General features: G+C 69.4%; 14 protein-coding genes and 1 pseudogene. 4 read left to right on the forward strand and 11 right to left on the reverse strand.

Annotated features, from left to right (window positions below; genetic code table 11):
- The first annotated feature begins 41 nt into the window (after window positions 1-41).
- Together IG84_RS0107085 and IG84_RS0107090 are read left to right on the forward strand one after the other, a co-directional pair.
- Complete coding sequence (locus IG84_RS0107085; RefSeq protein WP_051861469.1) at window positions 42-2,771, forward strand: alpha-L-rhamnosidase; 2,730 nt, start codon at window positions 42-44, stop codon at window positions 2,769-2,771.
- Between the two features lie 45 nt (window positions 2,772-2,816).
- Window positions 2,817-4,100 (forward strand): MFS transporter, encoded by a 1,284-nt coding sequence (locus tag IG84_RS0107090; RefSeq protein WP_051861470.1) that lies wholly within the window; start codon window positions 2,817-2,819, stop codon window positions 4,098-4,100.
- Between the two features lie 209 nt (window positions 4,101-4,309).
- Here IG84_RS0107090 and IG84_RS0107095 read toward each other — a convergent pair whose 3' ends face one another.
- The 4 genes from IG84_RS0107095 to IG84_RS0107110 are packed head-to-tail and all read right to left on the reverse strand — an operon-like array spanning window position 4,310 to window position 9,769.
- Window positions 4,310-6,667 carry a beta-xylosidase/alpha-l-arabinosidase gene (locus tag IG84_RS0107095; protein ID WP_417828488.1) on the reverse strand — a complete coding sequence of 786 codons (2,358 nt, stop codon included), beginning with the start codon at window positions 6,665-6,667 and terminating at the stop codon, window positions 4,310-4,312.
- A 50-nt stretch (window positions 6,668-6,717) separates the two neighbouring features.
- Window positions 6,718-7,539 (reverse strand): carbohydrate ABC transporter permease, encoded by an 822-nt coding sequence (locus tag IG84_RS0107100; protein WP_031052659.1) that lies wholly within the window; start codon window positions 7,537-7,539, stop codon window positions 6,718-6,720.
- On the reverse strand, window positions 7,536-8,426 hold the full coding sequence (locus IG84_RS0107105) for a carbohydrate ABC transporter permease (RefSeq protein WP_031052669.1): 891 nt from the start codon (window positions 8,424-8,426) through the stop codon (window positions 7,536-7,538). The genes IG84_RS0107100 and IG84_RS0107105 overlap by 4 nt, the downstream gene beginning before the upstream one ends.
- A gap of 32 nt (window positions 8,427-8,458) precedes the next feature.
- Window positions 8,459-9,769: an ABC transporter substrate-binding protein gene (locus IG84_RS0107110; RefSeq protein ID WP_031052671.1), complete on the reverse strand. Its 1,311-nt coding sequence runs from the start codon at window positions 9,767-9,769 to the stop codon at window positions 8,459-8,461.
- Between the two features lie 140 nt (window positions 9,770-9,909).
- Here IG84_RS0107110 and IG84_RS0107115 point away from each other — a divergent pair, with 140 nt between their 5' ends.
- Entirely contained in the window at window positions 9,910-10,938 is a 1,029-nt protein-coding gene (locus IG84_RS0107115) for a LacI family DNA-binding transcriptional regulator (RefSeq protein ID WP_031052673.1), read from the forward strand.
- 511 nt (window positions 10,939-11,449) lie between these two features.
- Here IG84_RS0107115 and IG84_RS0107120 read toward each other — a convergent pair.
- Both IG84_RS0107120 and IG84_RS42080 read right to left on the reverse strand, forming a co-directional pair.
- Window positions 11,450-11,920, reverse strand: coding sequence for a DIP1984 family protein (locus tag IG84_RS0107120; RefSeq protein ID WP_031052676.1), 471 nt, complete (start codon window positions 11,918-11,920; stop codon window positions 11,450-11,452).
- Between the two features lie 248 nt (window positions 11,921-12,168).
- Entirely contained in the window at window positions 12,169-13,335 is a 1,167-nt protein-coding gene (locus tag IG84_RS42080) for an FUSC family protein (protein WP_245659248.1), read from the reverse strand.
- A gap of 434 nt (window positions 13,336-13,769) precedes the next feature.
- Here IG84_RS42080 and IG84_RS37730 point away from each other — a divergent pair, with 434 nt between their 5' ends.
- Window positions 13,770-14,324, forward strand: coding sequence for a hypothetical protein (locus IG84_RS37730; protein ID WP_037799439.1), 555 nt, complete (start codon window positions 13,770-13,772; stop codon window positions 14,322-14,324).
- A gap of 47 nt (window positions 14,325-14,371) precedes the next feature.
- Here the strand turns inward: IG84_RS37730 and IG84_RS0107140 are convergent, their stop codons facing one another.
- The 5 genes and pseudogenes from IG84_RS0107140 to IG84_RS37740 all read right to left on the reverse strand — a co-directional run bounded on the left by IG84_RS0107140 (window position 14,372) and on the right by IG84_RS37740 (window position 17,333).
- Entirely contained in the window at window positions 14,372-14,644 is a 273-nt protein-coding gene (locus IG84_RS0107140) for a hypothetical protein (RefSeq protein WP_031052682.1), read from the reverse strand.
- Window positions 14,645-14,681: 37 nt separating this feature from the next.
- Window positions 14,682-14,837 carry a hypothetical protein gene (locus IG84_RS41515; RefSeq protein ID WP_169749864.1) on the reverse strand — a complete coding sequence of 52 codons (156 nt, stop codon included), beginning with the start codon at window positions 14,835-14,837 and terminating at the stop codon, window positions 14,682-14,684.
- A gap of 81 nt (window positions 14,838-14,918) precedes the next feature.
- The gene (locus IG84_RS0107150) at window positions 14,919-15,476 is read right to left on the reverse strand and encodes a heme-binding beta-barrel domain-containing protein (RefSeq protein WP_031052685.1); all 558 of its coding nucleotides are present in this window, start codon (window positions 15,474-15,476) and stop codon (window positions 14,919-14,921) included.
- A 119-nt stretch (window positions 15,477-15,595) separates the two neighbouring features.
- On the reverse strand, window positions 15,596-16,108 hold the full coding sequence (locus IG84_RS37735) for an MFS transporter (RefSeq protein ID WP_051861471.1): 513 nt from the start codon (window positions 16,106-16,108) through the stop codon (window positions 15,596-15,598).
- Window positions 16,109-16,460: 352 nt separating this feature from the next.
- A pseudogene (locus IG84_RS37740) lies at window positions 16,461-17,333 on the reverse strand (helix-turn-helix transcriptional regulator).
- Between the last annotated feature and the right edge of the window lie 264 nt (window positions 17,334-17,597).

The raw sequence follows: 17,597 nt of genomic DNA on the forward strand, positions 1-17,597 counted from the left end.
TCGTTCTCGCCATGCGGCGAGGGAGCCGCGAAGGAGCACCTGTGGTCGCAGCACCTGTCACCGGCCTGACCGTCGAGTACCAGCCGTCCCCGCTGGCTGTGGCGACGCCGCGTCCGCGCCTGTCCTGGATACCCGGGCGAGCGCAGGCCGCCTACGAGATCGAGGTCCGCACGGGCGACGTCGTCGTCGCACACACCGGCCAGGTACCGAGCCGGGAGAGCCACCTCGTCGAGGTTCCCGGCCTCGTCCTCGGCTCCGACTCCGATTACGAGTGGCGCGTGCGGGTCTGGGACGAGGACGGCGCGGTGAGCGGCTGGGCCTCCTCCAGCTTCGGGACCGCACTGCTGAACCCGGATGACTGGACGGCCCGCTGGGTCCTCCCCAAGGCCCGTGGCACCGCGGTCGAGCGGTGGACGCTGCTCGACTGGATCCAAGGGCGCCGCCCCGAGCGCGACGTGAGCGAGCGCCTGCGTCCGGTCCAGCTGCTCCGGCAGCGTTTCACGCCGGAAGCACCGGTCGCGCGGGCCCGGCTGTTCATCACCGCACGGGGCGTCTACACCGCGGAGATCAACGGCGCGACCGTCGGCGACCAGGTGCTCGCGCCGGGCTTCGACAGCTACGCCTCCCGCCTGTCCGTGCAGTGCTACGACGTGACGGACCTGCTCGAAGACGGTGAGAACGTCCTGGGAGTGGCCCTGGCGGACGGCTGGTGGGCCGGACGTATCGGACTCACCGGATCAAGCGCCCAGTTCGGGGCCTCCACCGGTGCGACCTGGCAACTGCATGTCGAGACCGAGGACGGACGACGGCGCCGTATCGCCTCGGACGGCGACGTGGTGTCGGCCGAGGGGCCGTGGACGCATGCGGACCTGTTCATCGGAGAGCGCTTCGACATGCGTCTCCACGACCCCGCATGGAGCACGCCGGCTTTCGACGACACCGCCTGGAACCCGGTCGAAGTCGAGACCGCCGACCCCGCGGTCCTCGTTCCCTTCGCCGGGGAACCGGTGCGCCGTGTCGCCGAACTGCCCGCGCTCTCCGTCATCGCCGACCCCGACGACGGCTGGATCATCGACTTCGGACAGGTGATCGCGGGACGCGTACGACTGACGCTGCACGCACCGTGCGAGGGCGATGTCATCACGCTCGAACACACCGAGACCCTGGACGCGGACGGACGGTGGTTCGTCAACATCGAAGGCATCAACAAGGACCAGCTCGACACCTACGTCGCCGCCGGCCGGCCCACCGAGGTCTGGGAGCCCAGCTTCACCTTCCACGGCTTCCGCTATGTGCGGGTGCGCGGACTCCAACACCCGCCGGAACCGGGCGACTTCGTGGCGGTGGTGCTGTCCAGCGATCTTCGGCAGACGGGATCGCTGCACCTCTCCGACCAGCGCCTCGACCGACTGCACCGCAACGTGGTGTGGAGCCAGCGTACGAACTTCCTCTCTGTCCCGATGGACTGCCCGCAGCGCGAACGCGCCGGCTGGACCGGTGACATCCAGGTCTTCGCCCCGTCGGCGACGAACAACGCCCTCGTGGCGCCGTTCCTGACGCGGTGGCTGGAGAACCTCCGCGCGGACCAGGACGCCGACGGACGCGTTCCGATCCTCTCGCCCCGCTCGGCCTACGACGATGAACTGGCGTCAACCGGCAGCGGTTTCGGCTCCATCGTGGCCTGCGCGGGATGGAGCGACGCCATCGCGCTGGTGCCCTGGGTGCTCTACGAACGGTACGGTGACCGCCGCGTCCTGGCCGACACACTCGACGCCGCGCTGCGGTGGATCGAGTACCAGCGCACGGCGGCCGCCGAACTCCCCGAGCGGCTGCGCGACGTGTCCCTCACGCCCGAGCGGCAACAGCGTCAAGCCCTCCTGTACAACGCCGGCGAGCACTTCGGCGACTGGCTGACACCGAGCACCCTGGAAGGACGCCCGCTCCACGAGGCCATCGGGATCGCTCCGCAGCTGACGGCCGAACTCGTCGCACCGATGTTCCAGGCGTGGACGCTCACGATCACCGCCCGTTCGGCCGACGCACTCGGCGACACCGGCCTCGCCGAAAGCCTCCGCGACCGGGCCGCACAGGTACGCGCGGCCTTCGCCGCCGAGTACGTCGACGCCGAGGGCCGCCTGCCGGTCGCCCTGCAGGGCCCCTACGTCCTGGCCCTCGCCTTCGACATGGTGCCGGCCCGGAAGCGTCCTCTCCTCGTCCAGCACCTCGTCGACCTCATCGCCGAACGCGGCGACCGGCTCGACACCGGGTTCCTCTCCGTTCCCCACCTGCTCGACGTGCTCTGGGACTCCGGCCACGCGGAGCTCGCCCGACGACTGCTGTGGCAGGACGAGTGCCCGTCCTGGCTGTACGAGGTCGATCGCGGCGCCACCACCATCTGGGAGTCATGGGACGCGATCGCACCCGACGGCTCGGTTCGTGCCGTCTCCTTCAATCACTATGCCTTCGGCTGCGTGGACGACGTGCTCTACCGGCGCATAGCCGGAATCCGAGCCACGGCGCCGGGATTCCGGTCCGTCGTGATCGAACCCGACCTCGCCGGACAGCTGGATCACGCCGACGCCGAGGTCTGGACACCGTACGGCCCGATCCGCGTCGCGTGGACCCTCACCGGCGACGACGCCGCGATCCACGCCGATGTCCCGCACGGCGTCGACGCCGTCCTCGTCGTCGGCGGGCATTCCACGTCTCTCGCCCCCGGTGCCCACGACCTCCGCGTCACCATGCCGACGCCGGAGCCTGTTGTGAAGTGACGCCGAACAGCACGGTCGTTCCTCGAATGGACAAAGGAGTTCTCGATGGCCGCCAATGCCGTTCCCTTCACCCCGGCAGACATACCCACCTCCCCTGCTCAGGATCCGCGCCGCGGACTCATCGCCGTGCTCGCCCTCGTGGCCGGCTCCCTCAACGGAGTCCTCCTCGCCGCCGCGGTCCTCACCCTGTCCATCGCCGCCGGCGAGATCGACAGCGGCCGGGCCACAACGGTGCTCTCCGTGGCCGTCACGGCCGGAGGAGTGGCTCAGCTCCTCGGCTATCCCCTCATCGGCAGGCTCAGCGACCGCACCCTGTCACGCCTCGGCCGCCGCCGCCCGTACCTGCTCGCCGGGGCCGTCATCATGACTGCCGGAGGTCTTCTGGAGGTCATCGCTCGTTCGACGCCGGCCCTCGCCCTGGCCTATGTCACTCTTTCCGTCGGGGCCATCTGCGGACTCGTCGCCTGCAACGCGATCGTTCCCGACCAGGTTCCGGCCGAACAGCGCGGCCCCGCCTCGGCGGCGATCGGCCTGGGGGCGCCCGTCGGTGCGGTCCTCGGGACCTTCCTGGCCCAGTTGGGACAGCCGGATCTCGGCCTGATGGTTCTCTTCCCCACCGGCGTGGGCGTCATCGCCTCACTCTTCCTCGCAGCCTTCATGAGAGACCGGCGTCTCGATCGCACCGAACGCCCGCCCATCACCCTCCGGGCCACGCTGGCGACGTTCTGGGTCAATCCGCTGCGCCATCCGTCGTTCGGGCTCGCCTGGTTCAGCCGGTTCTGCATCTTCTTCGGCGTCGCCTCCGTCAATTCGTACCAGGCCTTCTACCTCATCAAGGTTCTGAACGCCGATCCGGCGACCGTCGGTACGACCGTGCTCCAAGCCACCTTGGTGGGAACGGGTATGGCCCTTGTCTTCTCACCACTCGCGGCAAAGATCTCCGACAAGGTCGGCCGGCGCAAGCCGTTCGTCATCGTCTCCGCCATACTGCTCGCCATCGGGCTCGGTCTCACCGCGTTGGCAACCGATTTCACCGGATTCCTCGCGGCCGTCGCCATCATGGGGATAGGCCAAAGCGTCTATTTCGCGGTGGACTTCGCACTCATCACCGAGGTCCTGCCGGACCGGAAAGACACCGCCAAAGACCTCGGCATCATGAACCTCGCCATGTCGCTGCCGTCTTCGCTCGTGCCCGCCATCGCACCGACGCTGCTCGCCATCGGAATCTCCGCCACCAACCCACAGAACTTCACCGCGCTCTTCGGCACGGGAGCCGTCGCCGTCTTCATCGGGGCTCTGGCGATCATCCCCATCCGCCGCGTCAGGTAGCCGTGCACCCCGGCGCCCCACCGTATCCGGAGAGAAATGAGCCGCACCGGCACAACCGCGGTCGCCAAGGGTACGGCCCACGGGCACGGCACGGGCACGTGCCCGGCCACCGGTTGGGCCGGCAGCCGGGCACGGGGAAAGGCCGTTACGGCCTCTGGTGCGGCCTCAGTGGTTTCTTTACGGCACCCGGCGTGGGGTCGAAGGGATATTTACCGCTCCTGACGGTGCGTCACCTGAAAGTCCGCGTGCAGTCGGCGCCGGTGGTCCACCGTGCGGACCGGGCCGGTGAGTTCCAGTCGGGCCGTCAGCCGGGCATCCGTGCTGGACGCGCTGAATCGCAGTTCCAGCTCGCCCGGTTCGACGATGCGGTGGCCGTCGCGGCCGGTGAAGGACGCGAGGTCGGCGGGGACGGTGGCTCGCACCTCCGCCGCCTCGCCGGGCGCCAGGCCGACGCGTACGTAACCGATGAGGCGCTGCACGGGCTGGACGACGGAGGCGACGGGATCGTGCAGATACAGCTGGACGACTTCGGTGCCACGGCGTGCCCCGGTGTTGCGTACGGTGCAGGCCAGCTCGAACTCTCCGTCGGTACCGGCCTCTTCGTTCTCCACGACGAGGTGTGACCAGTCGAAGGTGGTGTACGTCAGTCCGTGGCCGAAGCCGAAGGCGGGGGCCGGGTCGATGTTCGAGACCTCGGTGGCGTGGCCCAGGCGGGCCGCGAGGTACGTGGACGGCTGGGCGCCCGGGAGGCGCGGCACGCTGACGGGAAGCCGGCCCGTGGGGGCGACACGTCCGCTGAGGACGGAGGCGAGGGCCGTCGTCCCCTCCTCGCCGGGGAAGAACGTCTGGACGATGGCGGCGGCTTCGTCCGCGGCACGGCCCAGGGCGTAGGGACGGCCGGCGAGCAGGGTGACGACCAACGGCGTGCCGGTGTCCAGCAGTGTGTCGAGCAGCTGCTCCTGCACCCCGGGCAGGGCCAGTGACTCGGCGTCGCAGCCCTCACCACTGGTCCCGCGGCCGAAGAGCCCGGCCCGGTCACCGAGTACGGCGATCACCAGGCCGGCGCCGCGTGCCAGCTCGGCGGCCTCGGCGAAGCCGTCGGTGCCGGTGCCGTCGACAGTGGTACCCGGAGCGGTGACGATCTCGCTGTCCGGGAACTCGGCGGCCAGTGCCTCGCGCAGGGTCGGCAGTTCGATGCCCGCGGGCGCCTCCGGGTGCTGGCTGCCCACGTGTACGGGGAAGGAGTAGCAGCCGAGGACGGCCGTCGGTGTGTCGGCGTTGGGTCCGATCAGCGCGATGCGCGCCGGGGCGCGGCCTGCCGCGAGGGGCAGTGTGCCGTCGTTGCGGAGCAGGACGACGGCCTGTTCCGCGACGCGGCGGGCCAGGGCGCGGTTGTCCGCCGTATCGAGGTCGACGGTGCCGCGCAGGTCCGCCGTGTCCGCGTCCGTGTGCGCGTCCGTTCCGGCGAGGGCTGCCGGTGTCGGGTCCCAGTCGGCGTCGAGCAGCCCCAGCTGGGCCTTCTGTATCAGGACCCGGCGAACGGCGCGGTCCACGGCCGCTTCGGGAACCAGCCCCCGGGCGAGCGCGTCGCGCAGCGGCGCACCGAACGCCTTCACCGTGGGAAACTCCACGTCGACGCCCGCGGTGAGGGCGACGGCCGCGGCCTCGCCGAGGCTTCCGGCGACACCGTGCAGGGTTTGCAGGAAGGGGATCCCGAAGTAGTCGGCGACCACCGTTCCCTCGAAGCCCCAGGTGTCGCGGAGCAGTCCGGTCAGCAGTCGTTCGTCGGCCGCCGAGGGGATGCCGTCGGTGTCGGTGTACGCGTGCATCACCGACCGGACGCCGCCCTCGCGTACGGCCATCTCGAAGGGAGGCAGGATGACGTCCGCGCGCTCGCGGGGGCCCATGCCGACGGGGGCCAGGTTGCGTCCCGCGCGGGAGGCGGAGTATCCGGCGAAGTGTTTGAGGGTGGCGACGACGCCGGCGGATTCCAGGCCGCGTACGTAGGCCGTGCCGATGGTGCCGACGAGGTAGGGGTCCTCGCCGATGGATTCCTCGACCCGGCCCCAGCGGGCGTCGCGTACGACGTCGAGGACCGGGGCGAGGCCCTGGTGGACGCCGACCGCGCGCAGGTCGCGGCCGATCGCCGCGGCCATGTCCTGGATCAGCTCGGGGTGGAAGGTGGCACCCCAGGAGAGGGGCACGGGGTAGGCGGTCGCGCCCCAGGCGGCGAAACCCGCGAGGCACTCCTCATGCGCCAGCGCCGGTATCCCGAAACGGTTCGCGCCGGCGATCCTGCGCTGGGTGCGCAGCAGTGACAGCGCGCCGAGGGCGGGATCGACGGGCGTCGTCCCGAAGGGGCGGGTCAACTGGCCGAGGCCGTGGGGCAGCAGGTCGTCGAGGGGTACTGGCTCCTCCATGTCGTGCTGATGCGGGGCGACTTCGGCGCCCTCGTCGGAGGCCCCGACCCACACTCCGAAGAGCTGGGCGGTCTTCTCCTGGAGGGTCATCCCGGCGAGCAGGGCGTCGGCCCGCTCCCCCGGGTCGCGGGCCGGGTCCCGCCACAGCGGGAGGCGGCCTTCTTCGGGCTGTTCGGTCTGTACGGACACGTGGCCGGTCACTTTCCTCCGACGCCCATCAGGCCCTGGACCAGGGCGCGGCGGGCGAACAGATAAACGAGCAGGATGGGGAGCATGGACAGGACGACCGCGGCGAGCATGCCCGGGATGTCGACCCCGTGTTCGGTCTGGAAGTCGTAGAGGCCCATGGTGATGACCTTGGTGCCGGCGGACTGCGTGAGCACCAGGGGGAAGAGGAAACCGTTCCATGCCTGCAGGGCGGAGAAGACGACGATCGTCGAGAGGCCGCTGCGGGAGAGCGGCAAGACCAGCTGGAAGAAGACCCGCCGGGGTGAGGCGCCGTCCACCGTCATCGCCTCGTACAGCTCCGGCGTGATGTCACGCATCACCCCGCTGAGGATCAGGGCGCACACCGGCATGGCGAAGGCCGCGGTCGGCAGGACGACACCGATGAGGTTGTCGTAGAGGCCGGCCTCGCTCATGACGAAGAACATGGGGACGATGACGGCCTGAGAGGGAATGGCGAGACCGAGCAGGAAGAGCCGGAAGACCGTGTTCGTCAGCCGGCTGCGGCTCCGCACGATGGCGTACGACAGCGGCGGCACGAGGAGCACGACGATGCCCACCACACACACGGTGACGATGGCCGTGTTGAGGAAGTACTGCCCGAACCCGCTGTTGAAGTCCTTGATGTAGTTGTCGAAGGTGAGGTTCTCCGGGAAGGACAGTGGCCCGTTCGCCGCGTAGTCGGCCCGCGACTGGAGCGTGGCGACGAGCATCACGTACAGCGGCAGCCCGACCAGGAAGAGCCAGATCAGGGAACCGAAGCCGGCGAGGTAGTTGGGGCGGCGCTTGCTCACAGGCCCTCCATCGTGCTGCGCATCCTGTCGTAGCCCGAGAGCCGCACCACGATCAGCGAGATGACCGTGGCGACCAGGACGAGCAGCACGCCGATCGCCGAGGCCGTCCCGTAGTCGAAGTTCTTGAATGCCTTTTGGTACATGTAGTAGGCGCTGATCGTGGTGTCCGTTCCCGGGCCGCCCTGCGTGAGGATGAGGACGGTGTCGAAGGTCGTCAGGCCGCCCACCACCATCAGGATCATGGACGTGATGATGCTGTTGCGCAGCTGCGGCAGGGTGATGTGGAAGAACTGCCGGACCTTGCCCGCGCCGTCGATCTGTGCCGCCTGGTAGAGGACCTGGGGCACCGCGCGCGCCGCTCCCTGGTGGATGAGCGTGTGCAGTGGTGTGAACTGCCAGGCGCTCACGAAGGCGAGGACACCGATGGCGCTGCTCTGCGTACCGAAGAGGTTGCCGTCGCCGACGAGCCACTCGGCGTGCGCCGGCACACCGAAGTTGGGGTCGAGGACGGCCCGCCACAGTACGGACACGGCGGCCGCCGACAGCAGCAGCGGGACGAAGTAGATCGCCGAGAGGACGGCGCGGTTGCGCTGGTGGCCGGCGGCCCAGACGCCGAGCAGGATGCTCAGCGGGCTCTGCACGACGACGCCGAGCACGGTGAGCAGGACGCTCAGCCAGAGGCTCTTGAGCATGACGGGGTCGTCGAACAGCCGCTGCCAGTTGCCCAGTCCGGAGAACCGCGGGCTGCTCAGTCCGTTCCACTCGGCGAAGGAGAGCACGACGACCAGGACGAGCGGCAGGAGCGCGAAGAGACCGAAGAAGACGGCGGCGGGTGCCGCCCAGACGAAACCCGGGCGGCTGACGCCGGTGCCGGAACGAGTGGTCATGAGAGGGGATCCAAGTCGGGAGGCCGGCGCGGTCAGGACGTGGGCAGGGCCTGCATAGCCTTGATGAAGCCGTCCTCGTCGAGTCCGCCGTTGAGGAACTGCTGCACGGCCTGGTGCATGCCGACCGTCGCCGTCTGCGGGTATGCCTGGTCCCACGACAGCTGGAAGGCGGGGGCCTTCTCGACCATCTTGAGCTGGGAACGGGCGAAGTCCGGGTCGGCGGCGGCGTCGAGGTGCTTCTCGGTGTCCGTGGTGGTGGGCACGTTGCCGATGGCGAGCTGCGCCTTGACGGACTCTTCCGAGTACTGCAGCTTCAGGAACTCCGCGACCGCCTCGGGATGCTTCGTCTTCTTCAGTACGGAGTAGAAGTTGTTGGTGTTGCCGACGAGGTCGGCCGGATCGCCCTTGCCGCCGTCGACCGCCGGGAACGCACTGTGGCCGAGGTCGCGCTCGGCGAACTTCGGGTGGCTCTCCTGCTGGGTGGCGTACTCCCACGAGCCCATCAGCTCGAATCCGGCCTTGCCGGTGGCCAGCAGGGTGGGTGAGCCCTGGTCGGTGAACTTCACCGAGTCGTAGTGGGTACCGAACGCGCCGGCGTCCGCCAGCTCTCTGATCATGCCGAGAGCCTTTCTGCTGTCGGCGCTCGCCCAGACGTCCTTGTCCCCGGCCAGCGCCTTCTGGAGCAGCCCGGGTCCGGCCACCCGGTCGTAGAGATACTCGAACCACATGAGGGTGGGCCACTTGTCGCCGCCGCCCAGCGCGATCGGCGTGACGCCCTTCGCCTTGAGCTTCCCTACCGCTGCCAGCATGTCGTCCCAGGTCTTCGGCGGCTCGACACCGGTCTCCTTGAGCACCTTCTTGTTGTGGAACAGCAGCACGGGCTGGGTGCCGCGCATCGGGATTCCGTACGGCTTCCCGTCCACCTCCGCGCTCTCGAACACCGTGGGCAGGAACTTGTCCTTCAGGTCCGGGTCCTTGGCGATGAAGTCGTCGAGCGGCATGAGGAGTCCGGCGTCGACGAACGGCCTGATGCTGCCGCCGCCCCAGTTGAAGAAGACGTCGGGTGCCTGCTCGCTGTTGATGATGGTCTGCAGCTTGGCCTGGTAGTCGGCGCCCGGGATGGTGTCCAGGACCGCCTTCACCTCGGACGTCTTGTTGAAGGTGGCGATGATCCGCTTCTCCACCTTGTTGGCGCTGTCGCCGTAGACCAGGACGTGGATCCTGCCGTCGTCCCCGCCCGCGGAGTCCGAGCCGCCCCCTCCGCATGCCGACAGGGTGAGTACCAGGGTCAGAGCCGCACCGCCGACAGCGGTGTTCCGCAGAAACCGTGCGCGTTGCCTCATCGGCACACCTCTCGAAAGTATTTCGGCAGGATTACCGAAACTTCATGCGTCGGGACGCTAGAACTCCCCACTGAGGCAGGTCAACCCTTGGGGGCCGAGTTACCAACTCGTGACGCTGCGCTCGGAGTTATTCGTGCTCTATGCTCCTCACCATGCGCGATGACCAGGAGTTGGGCCGTATCACCCTGGCCCAGGTGGCCAAGAAGGCCGGCGTTTCCCTCTCGACAGTTTCGAAAGTGCTCAACGGGCGGCAGGACGTCGCCGCACCGACCAGGCTCAAGGTGGAACGCCTGCTGGAGGCGCATGCCTACCGGCGCACGACGCGCTCGGCCCAGGAGGCGCCGCTCATCGAGCTCGTCTTCCACGAACTGGACAGCATCTGGGCAATGGAGCTGATCCGGGGCGTGCAGAACGTCGCCAAGGACCACCAGGCCGGCGTCGTCCTCACCGAGAGCGGGACCCGGCAGGCCCCAGGCCCCGACTGGATCGAAGGGGTCCTGCAACGCCGGCCGCTCGGCGTGGTGCTGGTCTTCTCCGCCCTGCCGGCAGAGGTCAAGCAGCAGCTTCGCTCGCGTTCCATCCCCTTCGTCATCGTCGACCCGGCCGGCGACCCCGACCCCGACGTGCCCTCGGTGGGCTCGGCCAACTGGAGCGGCGGGCTAGCGGCGACGCGCCATCTCATCGAGTCCGGGCACCGCCGCATCGGCATCATCACCGGCCCCGACGACATGCTCTGCTCGCTGGCGCGCCTGGACGGCTACCGCTCGGCGATGAGCATGGCGGGCCTGGAGACCGACCCCGATCTCGTCCTGTACGGCGACTTCCACGTGGAGGGCGGTTACGAAGGAACGCGGAAACTGCTCGGACTCCCCCGGCCACCGACCGCGATCTTCGCGGGCAGCGATCTCCAGGCGCTGGGCGCCCTGGAGGCGGCCCGCGTCAGCGGTCTGCGTGTCCCGCACGACCTGTCCGTGGTCGGCTACGACGACGTACCGGTCGCGCGCTGGTCCAGCCCGGCGCTCACCACGGTGCACCAGCCACTGCGGCAGATGGCCGAGGAGGCGACCCAGATGCTGCTGCGCATGCGGGCACAGGAACCCGTGACGACCAGGCTCGAACTGGCCACCAGCCTCGTCGTCAGGAAGAGCACGGCCCCACCCCGCGACTGACCGTCGGCCGAGGACGCCTTACTGCGCGTTGCCGACCGATACGCGACGGGGCAGCAGCACGGCCAGTGCCGGTACTGCCACGAGGAGCAGCCAGGGGGCGGCGGGCGGGAGGCCCGTGACGCGGAGGGAGCCGGTTCGCCGTCGCCGGGCCACCACTGATGACGTTTTCGAGCCGGAGCAACCACCCAACGAACCGTTGGTTCGCCGTCACCGGCCCGGACTGCCGCCGCCTCCGGAGGTCTCCCTCATGACGTAGACCCTCGGAAGTTGCGATTTGCTGTGCTGCGGAAGACCCCGAACCCGCCCTCGTCGCCCGGATCTGCACGTGGTGATGTGCTGTGCGTTGTGCACTGTTACCTGTGCGCGGTGCTGAGCTGCACTGTTGGTGGGGAATCGAACCCCAGCGTTGCTCTTCACGCGCCAGGAAGGGCCGGAAAACCGCCGGCCCTCGGTGTGTGCACGCCTCCGAAACGCCTACCTGCTCCGCATCGTCCTGCCCTGCTGGGAGCGCTCAGTCCAGCAGATCGGCCTCCCAGTTCTTCCGCTGGATCCGCACATCGATCTCACGGATCTCCCGTGCGAGGTCGTCTGCCTGACCGCGCAGTTCCGCGACCGGAAGCGCGGAGAGCATCATCAGCTCAGAGCGGAGCTGCCGACCGTACCCCCGCTCGCCCGTACCTGCTGCCGCATCCGCCGCCGCAGTGACCACCGAGTGACGCAGCCGCAGCACGTCCCGGCGCGCGAGCGCGTCGGTGAGCGTACCGTCCTCCCCCATCTCCACCGCGGCGTTGGTCCGGTTGATGCGCCGGATCAACGTCTCGAGGGAGTCCATCACCTCACCGGCCTCGGCCAGCAGCAGAGCCGCATCCTCAGCAGGCGTCTCCCCCTCCTGGTAACGCGCACTGCTCACCACGCGTGCGCGCAGCTGTTCCACGCGCCGCGTCGCCTCCGCCCGTTCTGCCAGCGCCTCAGCAAGCTTCACTGTCTCCACCTCCCATCCGCCTGAATCTCGCACGAGCATACGAATGCGAACGCCGCAGACGCACCAGGTTTTTATTCCGAACCCGAGGTCGGCCGACTGCCGGAACGAGAACGCCGGGCCTGTACTGCCCTGCGTCAGCGGATACTGGCCGACGCGGACTGGGACTCGGTTCAGCGGAGTACCGGACGGCGGCTGGTCTGCACGTGGCGGTGGCCGGTGCGGTCGTCACCGGCGTTTTCCTTCTTCTTTCACTGTGGTTCCCGGCCGTGGTGGGGGGCGAGTACGGACAGCAACTGCCGGGTCTCCACCAGCAGTTCCCCGCTGACCGCGGCAGCGGGGCCGGTCTCCTGGCCGAAGGCGTCGGCCAGGCTGTCGTAGTAGCGCCAGGCATCCTGCGCGGCCTGTTTCCGCCGTTCCCGGGCCGACTTCTCGTCCTCGTCCTGGTCGAACAGACCGGCTTCGGCCGCGCAGACCTCGGCCGTCCGCTCGGCCAGGACCGCATACCGGTCCAGGAACGCGGGGGCGGGGCGGGCGAGGTCGCTGTCCTCGCCGGTTGTCCTGGCCAGCGTCCGGCTGATGACCGTCAGGTGTTCGGTGATGTCGTGCCAGCGGGTGTCCTCCGACTCCGGCGGAGGCTGCGGGCTCCTCCGGCGCAGATTCCAGGCGGGGTTGAGACGCAGGCTCTCGTTGGTCCACTGGCGTGCGTCGGCCAGCGAGCGCAGGATCGGCTGGAGGCGCCGGGCGCGGTCCCGCCACTCCTCTGCCTCGGCCGATCCCCACTCTTCCCGCAGCCCGTCGGCCATGTGCCGCAGCAGATCGGCACTGTCGCGCGGCAGGCGCTGCAGCTGGTCGTACACGGAGCGCAGATGGATGGGCGGGAAGACGAAGGCGTTCACGCTGATGCCGATGACGGCGCCGATGCAGGTCTCCAGCAGCCGGTGGCCCACCTCGGTCAGCGAGTACGCGCCGTAGGTGATGACGAACAGCGCCGTCGTCGACCCGTAGATGCCCTGCGCGCCGAAGCGGCGGTAGGTGCCCACCAGGGCCAGCACCGGCAAGGCAATGATCATGGCGCCCAGCGTGCTGCCACCGGCCAGGGCCATCGCGAGCGACGCCCACACCGCACCGACGACGATCACGGAGATCTGCTGCAGGCCGGAGCGCAGGGAACGGTAGACCGTGGCGTCGACCAGCGCGAGCGCCGTCCACGGCGCCATCAGCGCCAGCGGTGCCTTCAGCCACCACCCGGCCAGCGCCCACGCGGCGATCGCGGCACCGGCCATCTTCAGCGCCTGCACCATCGTGTCGCGCTCCGGGCCCGTACCGCGTATCGCATACCGGACCGTACGCCCGACCGCTGCCGCCTCCCAACCCAGCCATCGCCACCCCACCCGGAGCTGCTCCCGCACTGTCACTCGCACCTCTTCCCGCTGTACTTGCCTGGTTGCTTCACTGGAACCAGCGGTTGCTGAATCCCGCAGGTGAGTACCCGGCTGCAAGCTGTGTCATCAGCGAGGAGTCCATTCATCAGACGAGCGCCGGAGGAGGAGAAGGACGCTCGTCGAGTGTGCGGCGGCGAACTGACGAATCGTCTCGGGAAGATCGGCACGATCACCGCATACTGTGAGCGTGTCGCCCACAACAAGGGCCCGGATGCAGTCAACAACACCTGAGCGCGGCCGAACTACGAGGATGCGGCGGAATGCAGCACTGGAGTAAGGAAAGCCTCGCGGGCCTTCAAGCGTCTCTGGTCCACGAGATGTTGCGGTTCACCGCACCGGCACTCGGTGCGACGGGCCCTCTGGTACGAGGGGTGCTGCCACCGCCTGAGGCACCGGGAGTGGGCAGGGTGGTCGTCTGGGACGGCAATGATCTCGCCAGCTCGGTGGCCTACGACCTCCCTTTGGTCGGCCGCGACGGCGACAACGTACCGCCTGACGAACTGTCAGTGCTGCTGCGTCGCATCGTGTGGCAACGGGTGCACGGTCGGCCGACCACACCCACGCCCGCGCTCCCTCGCGAGGCGCATGGCATCTCCGTCGTATCCGTCGAGGAAGCGACACGCTTCCTCGAGGAAGGGCCGGTCTTTCACCTCACCGATGCGCTCCACGCCGCGGTGGCCGCCCTGTGCCCGCCCGTCGATGAGGACGAAGAGGAGCTACGACTGCGCGGTTTCCTTCTCCTCGACGAGCGGTCCGTACGCTTGTACGTGGATGGAGACGGCCTGCCCGGCGTGGTCGGTCTCGATGTCGCTCTTCGGGATGAGAACGGAGCGGTCACCGTCGGCATCACCGGGCTGGCCACCGCCCTGCCCACGCTGGTCTCCGGCGACCAGTTGAAGTACAACCCTTCGGACGCGGTGGATCGCTACTGCTCGGCCGTCTACGACCTGACACGCTGGTAGCAACCCGAATCGCACTGCCACATTCTGCACCCGCGTGTGCCGACTGCTCATCCGCTGAACGTCCACGCCACCGAGTCGTCGGCGGCGACGAGGACGCCGTACACGAGCAGGTCGCCGAGTCCGAGTCCGAGCCCCGCCAGCGCGGGGAAGCGGCGGTCGGTGGAGCGGGACAGCGCGAGGCTCGCCAGGACGATGGCGACCGGCCCCAGGATCAGGTTCATGACCAGCAATCCGATGAGGCCCATGACGAACGAGGCGACGGCCATGCCGTTGGCGTCGCGCAGTCCGGTCCGCCGGCGGGCGGAAGCGGTGACCTCCATCATGAAGCGGTGACCTCCATCATTCGACTTCTTCGAGTCATTGGTGCCGGTGGCGGACACGCTCGCGTACGGCGACCACGAGCAGGCAGCCGCCGATGACGACGGCGGCCGGCAACGTGGCGGAGGGCGGCGCGTGCGCCGAAGCGCCCAGCAGACCTTCCGTCAGCAGGAGGCCGAGAAAGGGAAGAAGCATGCCGTGCCTCTCATCGCGGACTTCGGTGTCATGAGTACCGTTCGTGCTCTGCCACCCCGCGGGTACCCACTCGTCCCGGTTTCACCACACCACGCTCGTGCCCGCGCGTCGCAGCCGCGCCGAGAGGTGGTGCTGCAACGGTCGGCCGACCGCCGCCAGGTCGTGGACGAAGTCGAGGGTGTCCGCGTCGGTCAGGGTGTAGCGGCGGCGGGTGGCGTCGACCTCCTTGGCGGTGGGCGTGAGCGCCACCTGGTGGGTGGCGAGGTCGACCGCTTGGCTGTCCGCCCGGCCCACCAGCATCTCCGCGATCCCGGTGGGCTGGGTGATCAGCGCTTCCACCCGCCCCTCGGGCTGCAACCGCCACCAGCCGCTCTCCCGGGCCGCCGGCCGCAGCGGTGCACCATCGGCGTCCAGCAGCCAGGCCCGGGCCTCGTAGGCGAGGAAGGGCCGGCCGTCGTGGCTGAAGGTGACCTCCTGCGCGTACGTGAAGTCCTCGGCGAGCGTCGGATACTCACCGCTCCCCCGTCCGGCCCAAGTGCCCAGCAGCCCGGCCACCGGGGCGAGCAACGGGTGCGGCGCAGGGAGGCCGTCCGGGTCGAGGGCGTCGGGGTACGGAAGCTGCCGGGTGGGGTCGGACATGAGGGGTGCTCCTGGGTCGAGGCCGGTGCCGGGTGGCAGCCTAGGGGCTCGGCGGGCGGCAGGCCGCGCCGCGCCGGGCGACGCGGCCAAATGCCCCCGACCAACCATGTCGTGGGGAATCAGCGAGGTGCCGTGGCGCGTCGTCGGGTGGCGGCCAGGATGCCGAGAGGCAGCAGGGCCGCCAGGAGGAGGGCGAGGCCCGTCATGGAGGGACCCTTCAGCCCCAGCGCGGAGCTGAAGGCCACCCCGCCGAGCCAGGAGCCGACGGCGATGCCGACCTGGAAGGAGGAGGTGGCCAGTGCCATGGACAGCGCACGTCCGGGTCCGGCGATGCGGACCACCTCCCCCACCAGGATCGGGTTGGTGGACATGCCGGCGGCGCCGAGCAGAACGACCAGGGCCACCGCGGCGATGCTGCTGGTCGCCCACAGGGTGATGGCGCCCAGCAGCGCGGCGGTGACGGCGGCGGCCGGGATCAGCGTGGCGTAGGTTCGGCGGTCGCCTCGGCGTCCACCGAAGACGGTGCCGGTCAGTGCGCCGGCGCCGTAGCCGAGCATCGCCAGCGGCACCGCGGTCTGCGGGAGACCGGCCCGTTCGGTCAGCAGTGGGGCGACGTAGCTGTAGGCGGCCATGATGCCGCCCTGTACGAGCGCGGTGGCGAGGTAGACCAGCCACAGACGGGGTGCTTGAGGGCGCCGAGCTCGGCGCGGGCGGTGGTGCCGTCGGCACCGGTGTCGGCGGACAACTGGCGGCCGATCACGCCGGCAGCCGCCAGGACCCACGAAAACAGCCCCGAAGACCAGGTAACAGACACGCTGGAGAGGGGTAATGCCAGGGGCTCCCTCGTTCCGAGAACCGTGCGAGGGGACGTGGCGACAGTGCAGGAAGCGCCGCAGCAGGGAATGGTGCGGTGACACCGGCCGAAACGGGCCGTGATGGGGCCACGGAGGATGACATCGCGCGAGAGGGAGGCCGGGCCCGGCGTCAGCGCTCGGTACCGGCCTGTGCGGCAGGCGTGTCCTGGTCCTGGGAGGCTGCCCAGCCGGCCAGCAGTTTCAGGGCGTCTGCGGCCGGTGTATCGGGGTCGGCACTGTAGACGGTGATGGACAGCCCGTCATCGCCGGGCAGCTCCAGAGTCTCGTGGACCGGTTCCATCTCGCCCACCGCCGGGGCATGAACCGTTTCGTTCCCGCCGTAAAGACATGCACGTCGTGCGCGCCCCACATGGTGCGGAAGGCATCACTGCGGGTGGACAGCTCTCCGATCAGATTCGACAGCTCGCGGTCGTGCGGGTTCTTGGCGACCTCAACGCGCAGCACTCCCACTCCTTCGCGGGCCACGCGTTCCCACTCGGGGTAGAGCCGGGTGGCCCGCGGATCGAGGAAGACGAACCGGCAGGTGTTGACCGGCTCCTGCTCGAACACCTCGAAGTGCAGGGGCGAGTGGATTGGCCGCGAGGATGTCCATGCGGTAGTTGCGCACGTACGCCGGCTGGTCGTTCAGGCCCTCGATGATGCGCAGCACGCTGGGCCGCACGGCGGCCTTCTTGCCGCGACGCTGGACGCGGGTCCTGCCGGCATTGCCGGCACGGGACAGTGCGTACAAGTGCTCCCGCTCGGTGTCATCGAGCCGCAGAGCCTGGGCGAGGGCGTCCAGGACGCTGTCGGAGGCCCCGCCGAGATTGCCGCGCTCCAGCCGTGTGTAGTACTCGACACTCACCCCGGCGAGCATCGCGACCTCACTCCGGCGCAGCCCGGGCACCCGCCACTGCCCGTACACCGGGAGGCCCGCCTGCTCAGGCGTGATCTTGTCCCGACGGGATTTCAGGAATGCACGGGTTTCACTGCGCTTGTCCACGTCACCAGCATAGGAGCGGAGCGTCCAGCGAGCGGGTCCCTGCTGGTACACCCCTGGTCAGAGGCTCCCTCGCCACCGCCGGCCGCGTTTCGCTGGACAGCGAGGCCCTCACCGGGCTGCCCCGCTCGGGGTGCGTCCACCGGTACTGGCGCGGGCTCCTGCTCCGGGTGAGGGACATCGGGCTCGACACGACGCGTGTGTGAGCCGGATGAGGCGCAGCCGCGCTGGGCCGGACTGTCCTCGGCCCGGCATCGCGCCGGCGGA

Source organism: Streptomyces ochraceiscleroticus (assembly GCF_000720485.1).
Taxonomy (GTDB): Bacteria; Actinomycetota; Actinomycetes; order Streptomycetales; family Streptomycetaceae; genus Streptomyces; species Streptomyces ochraceiscleroticus.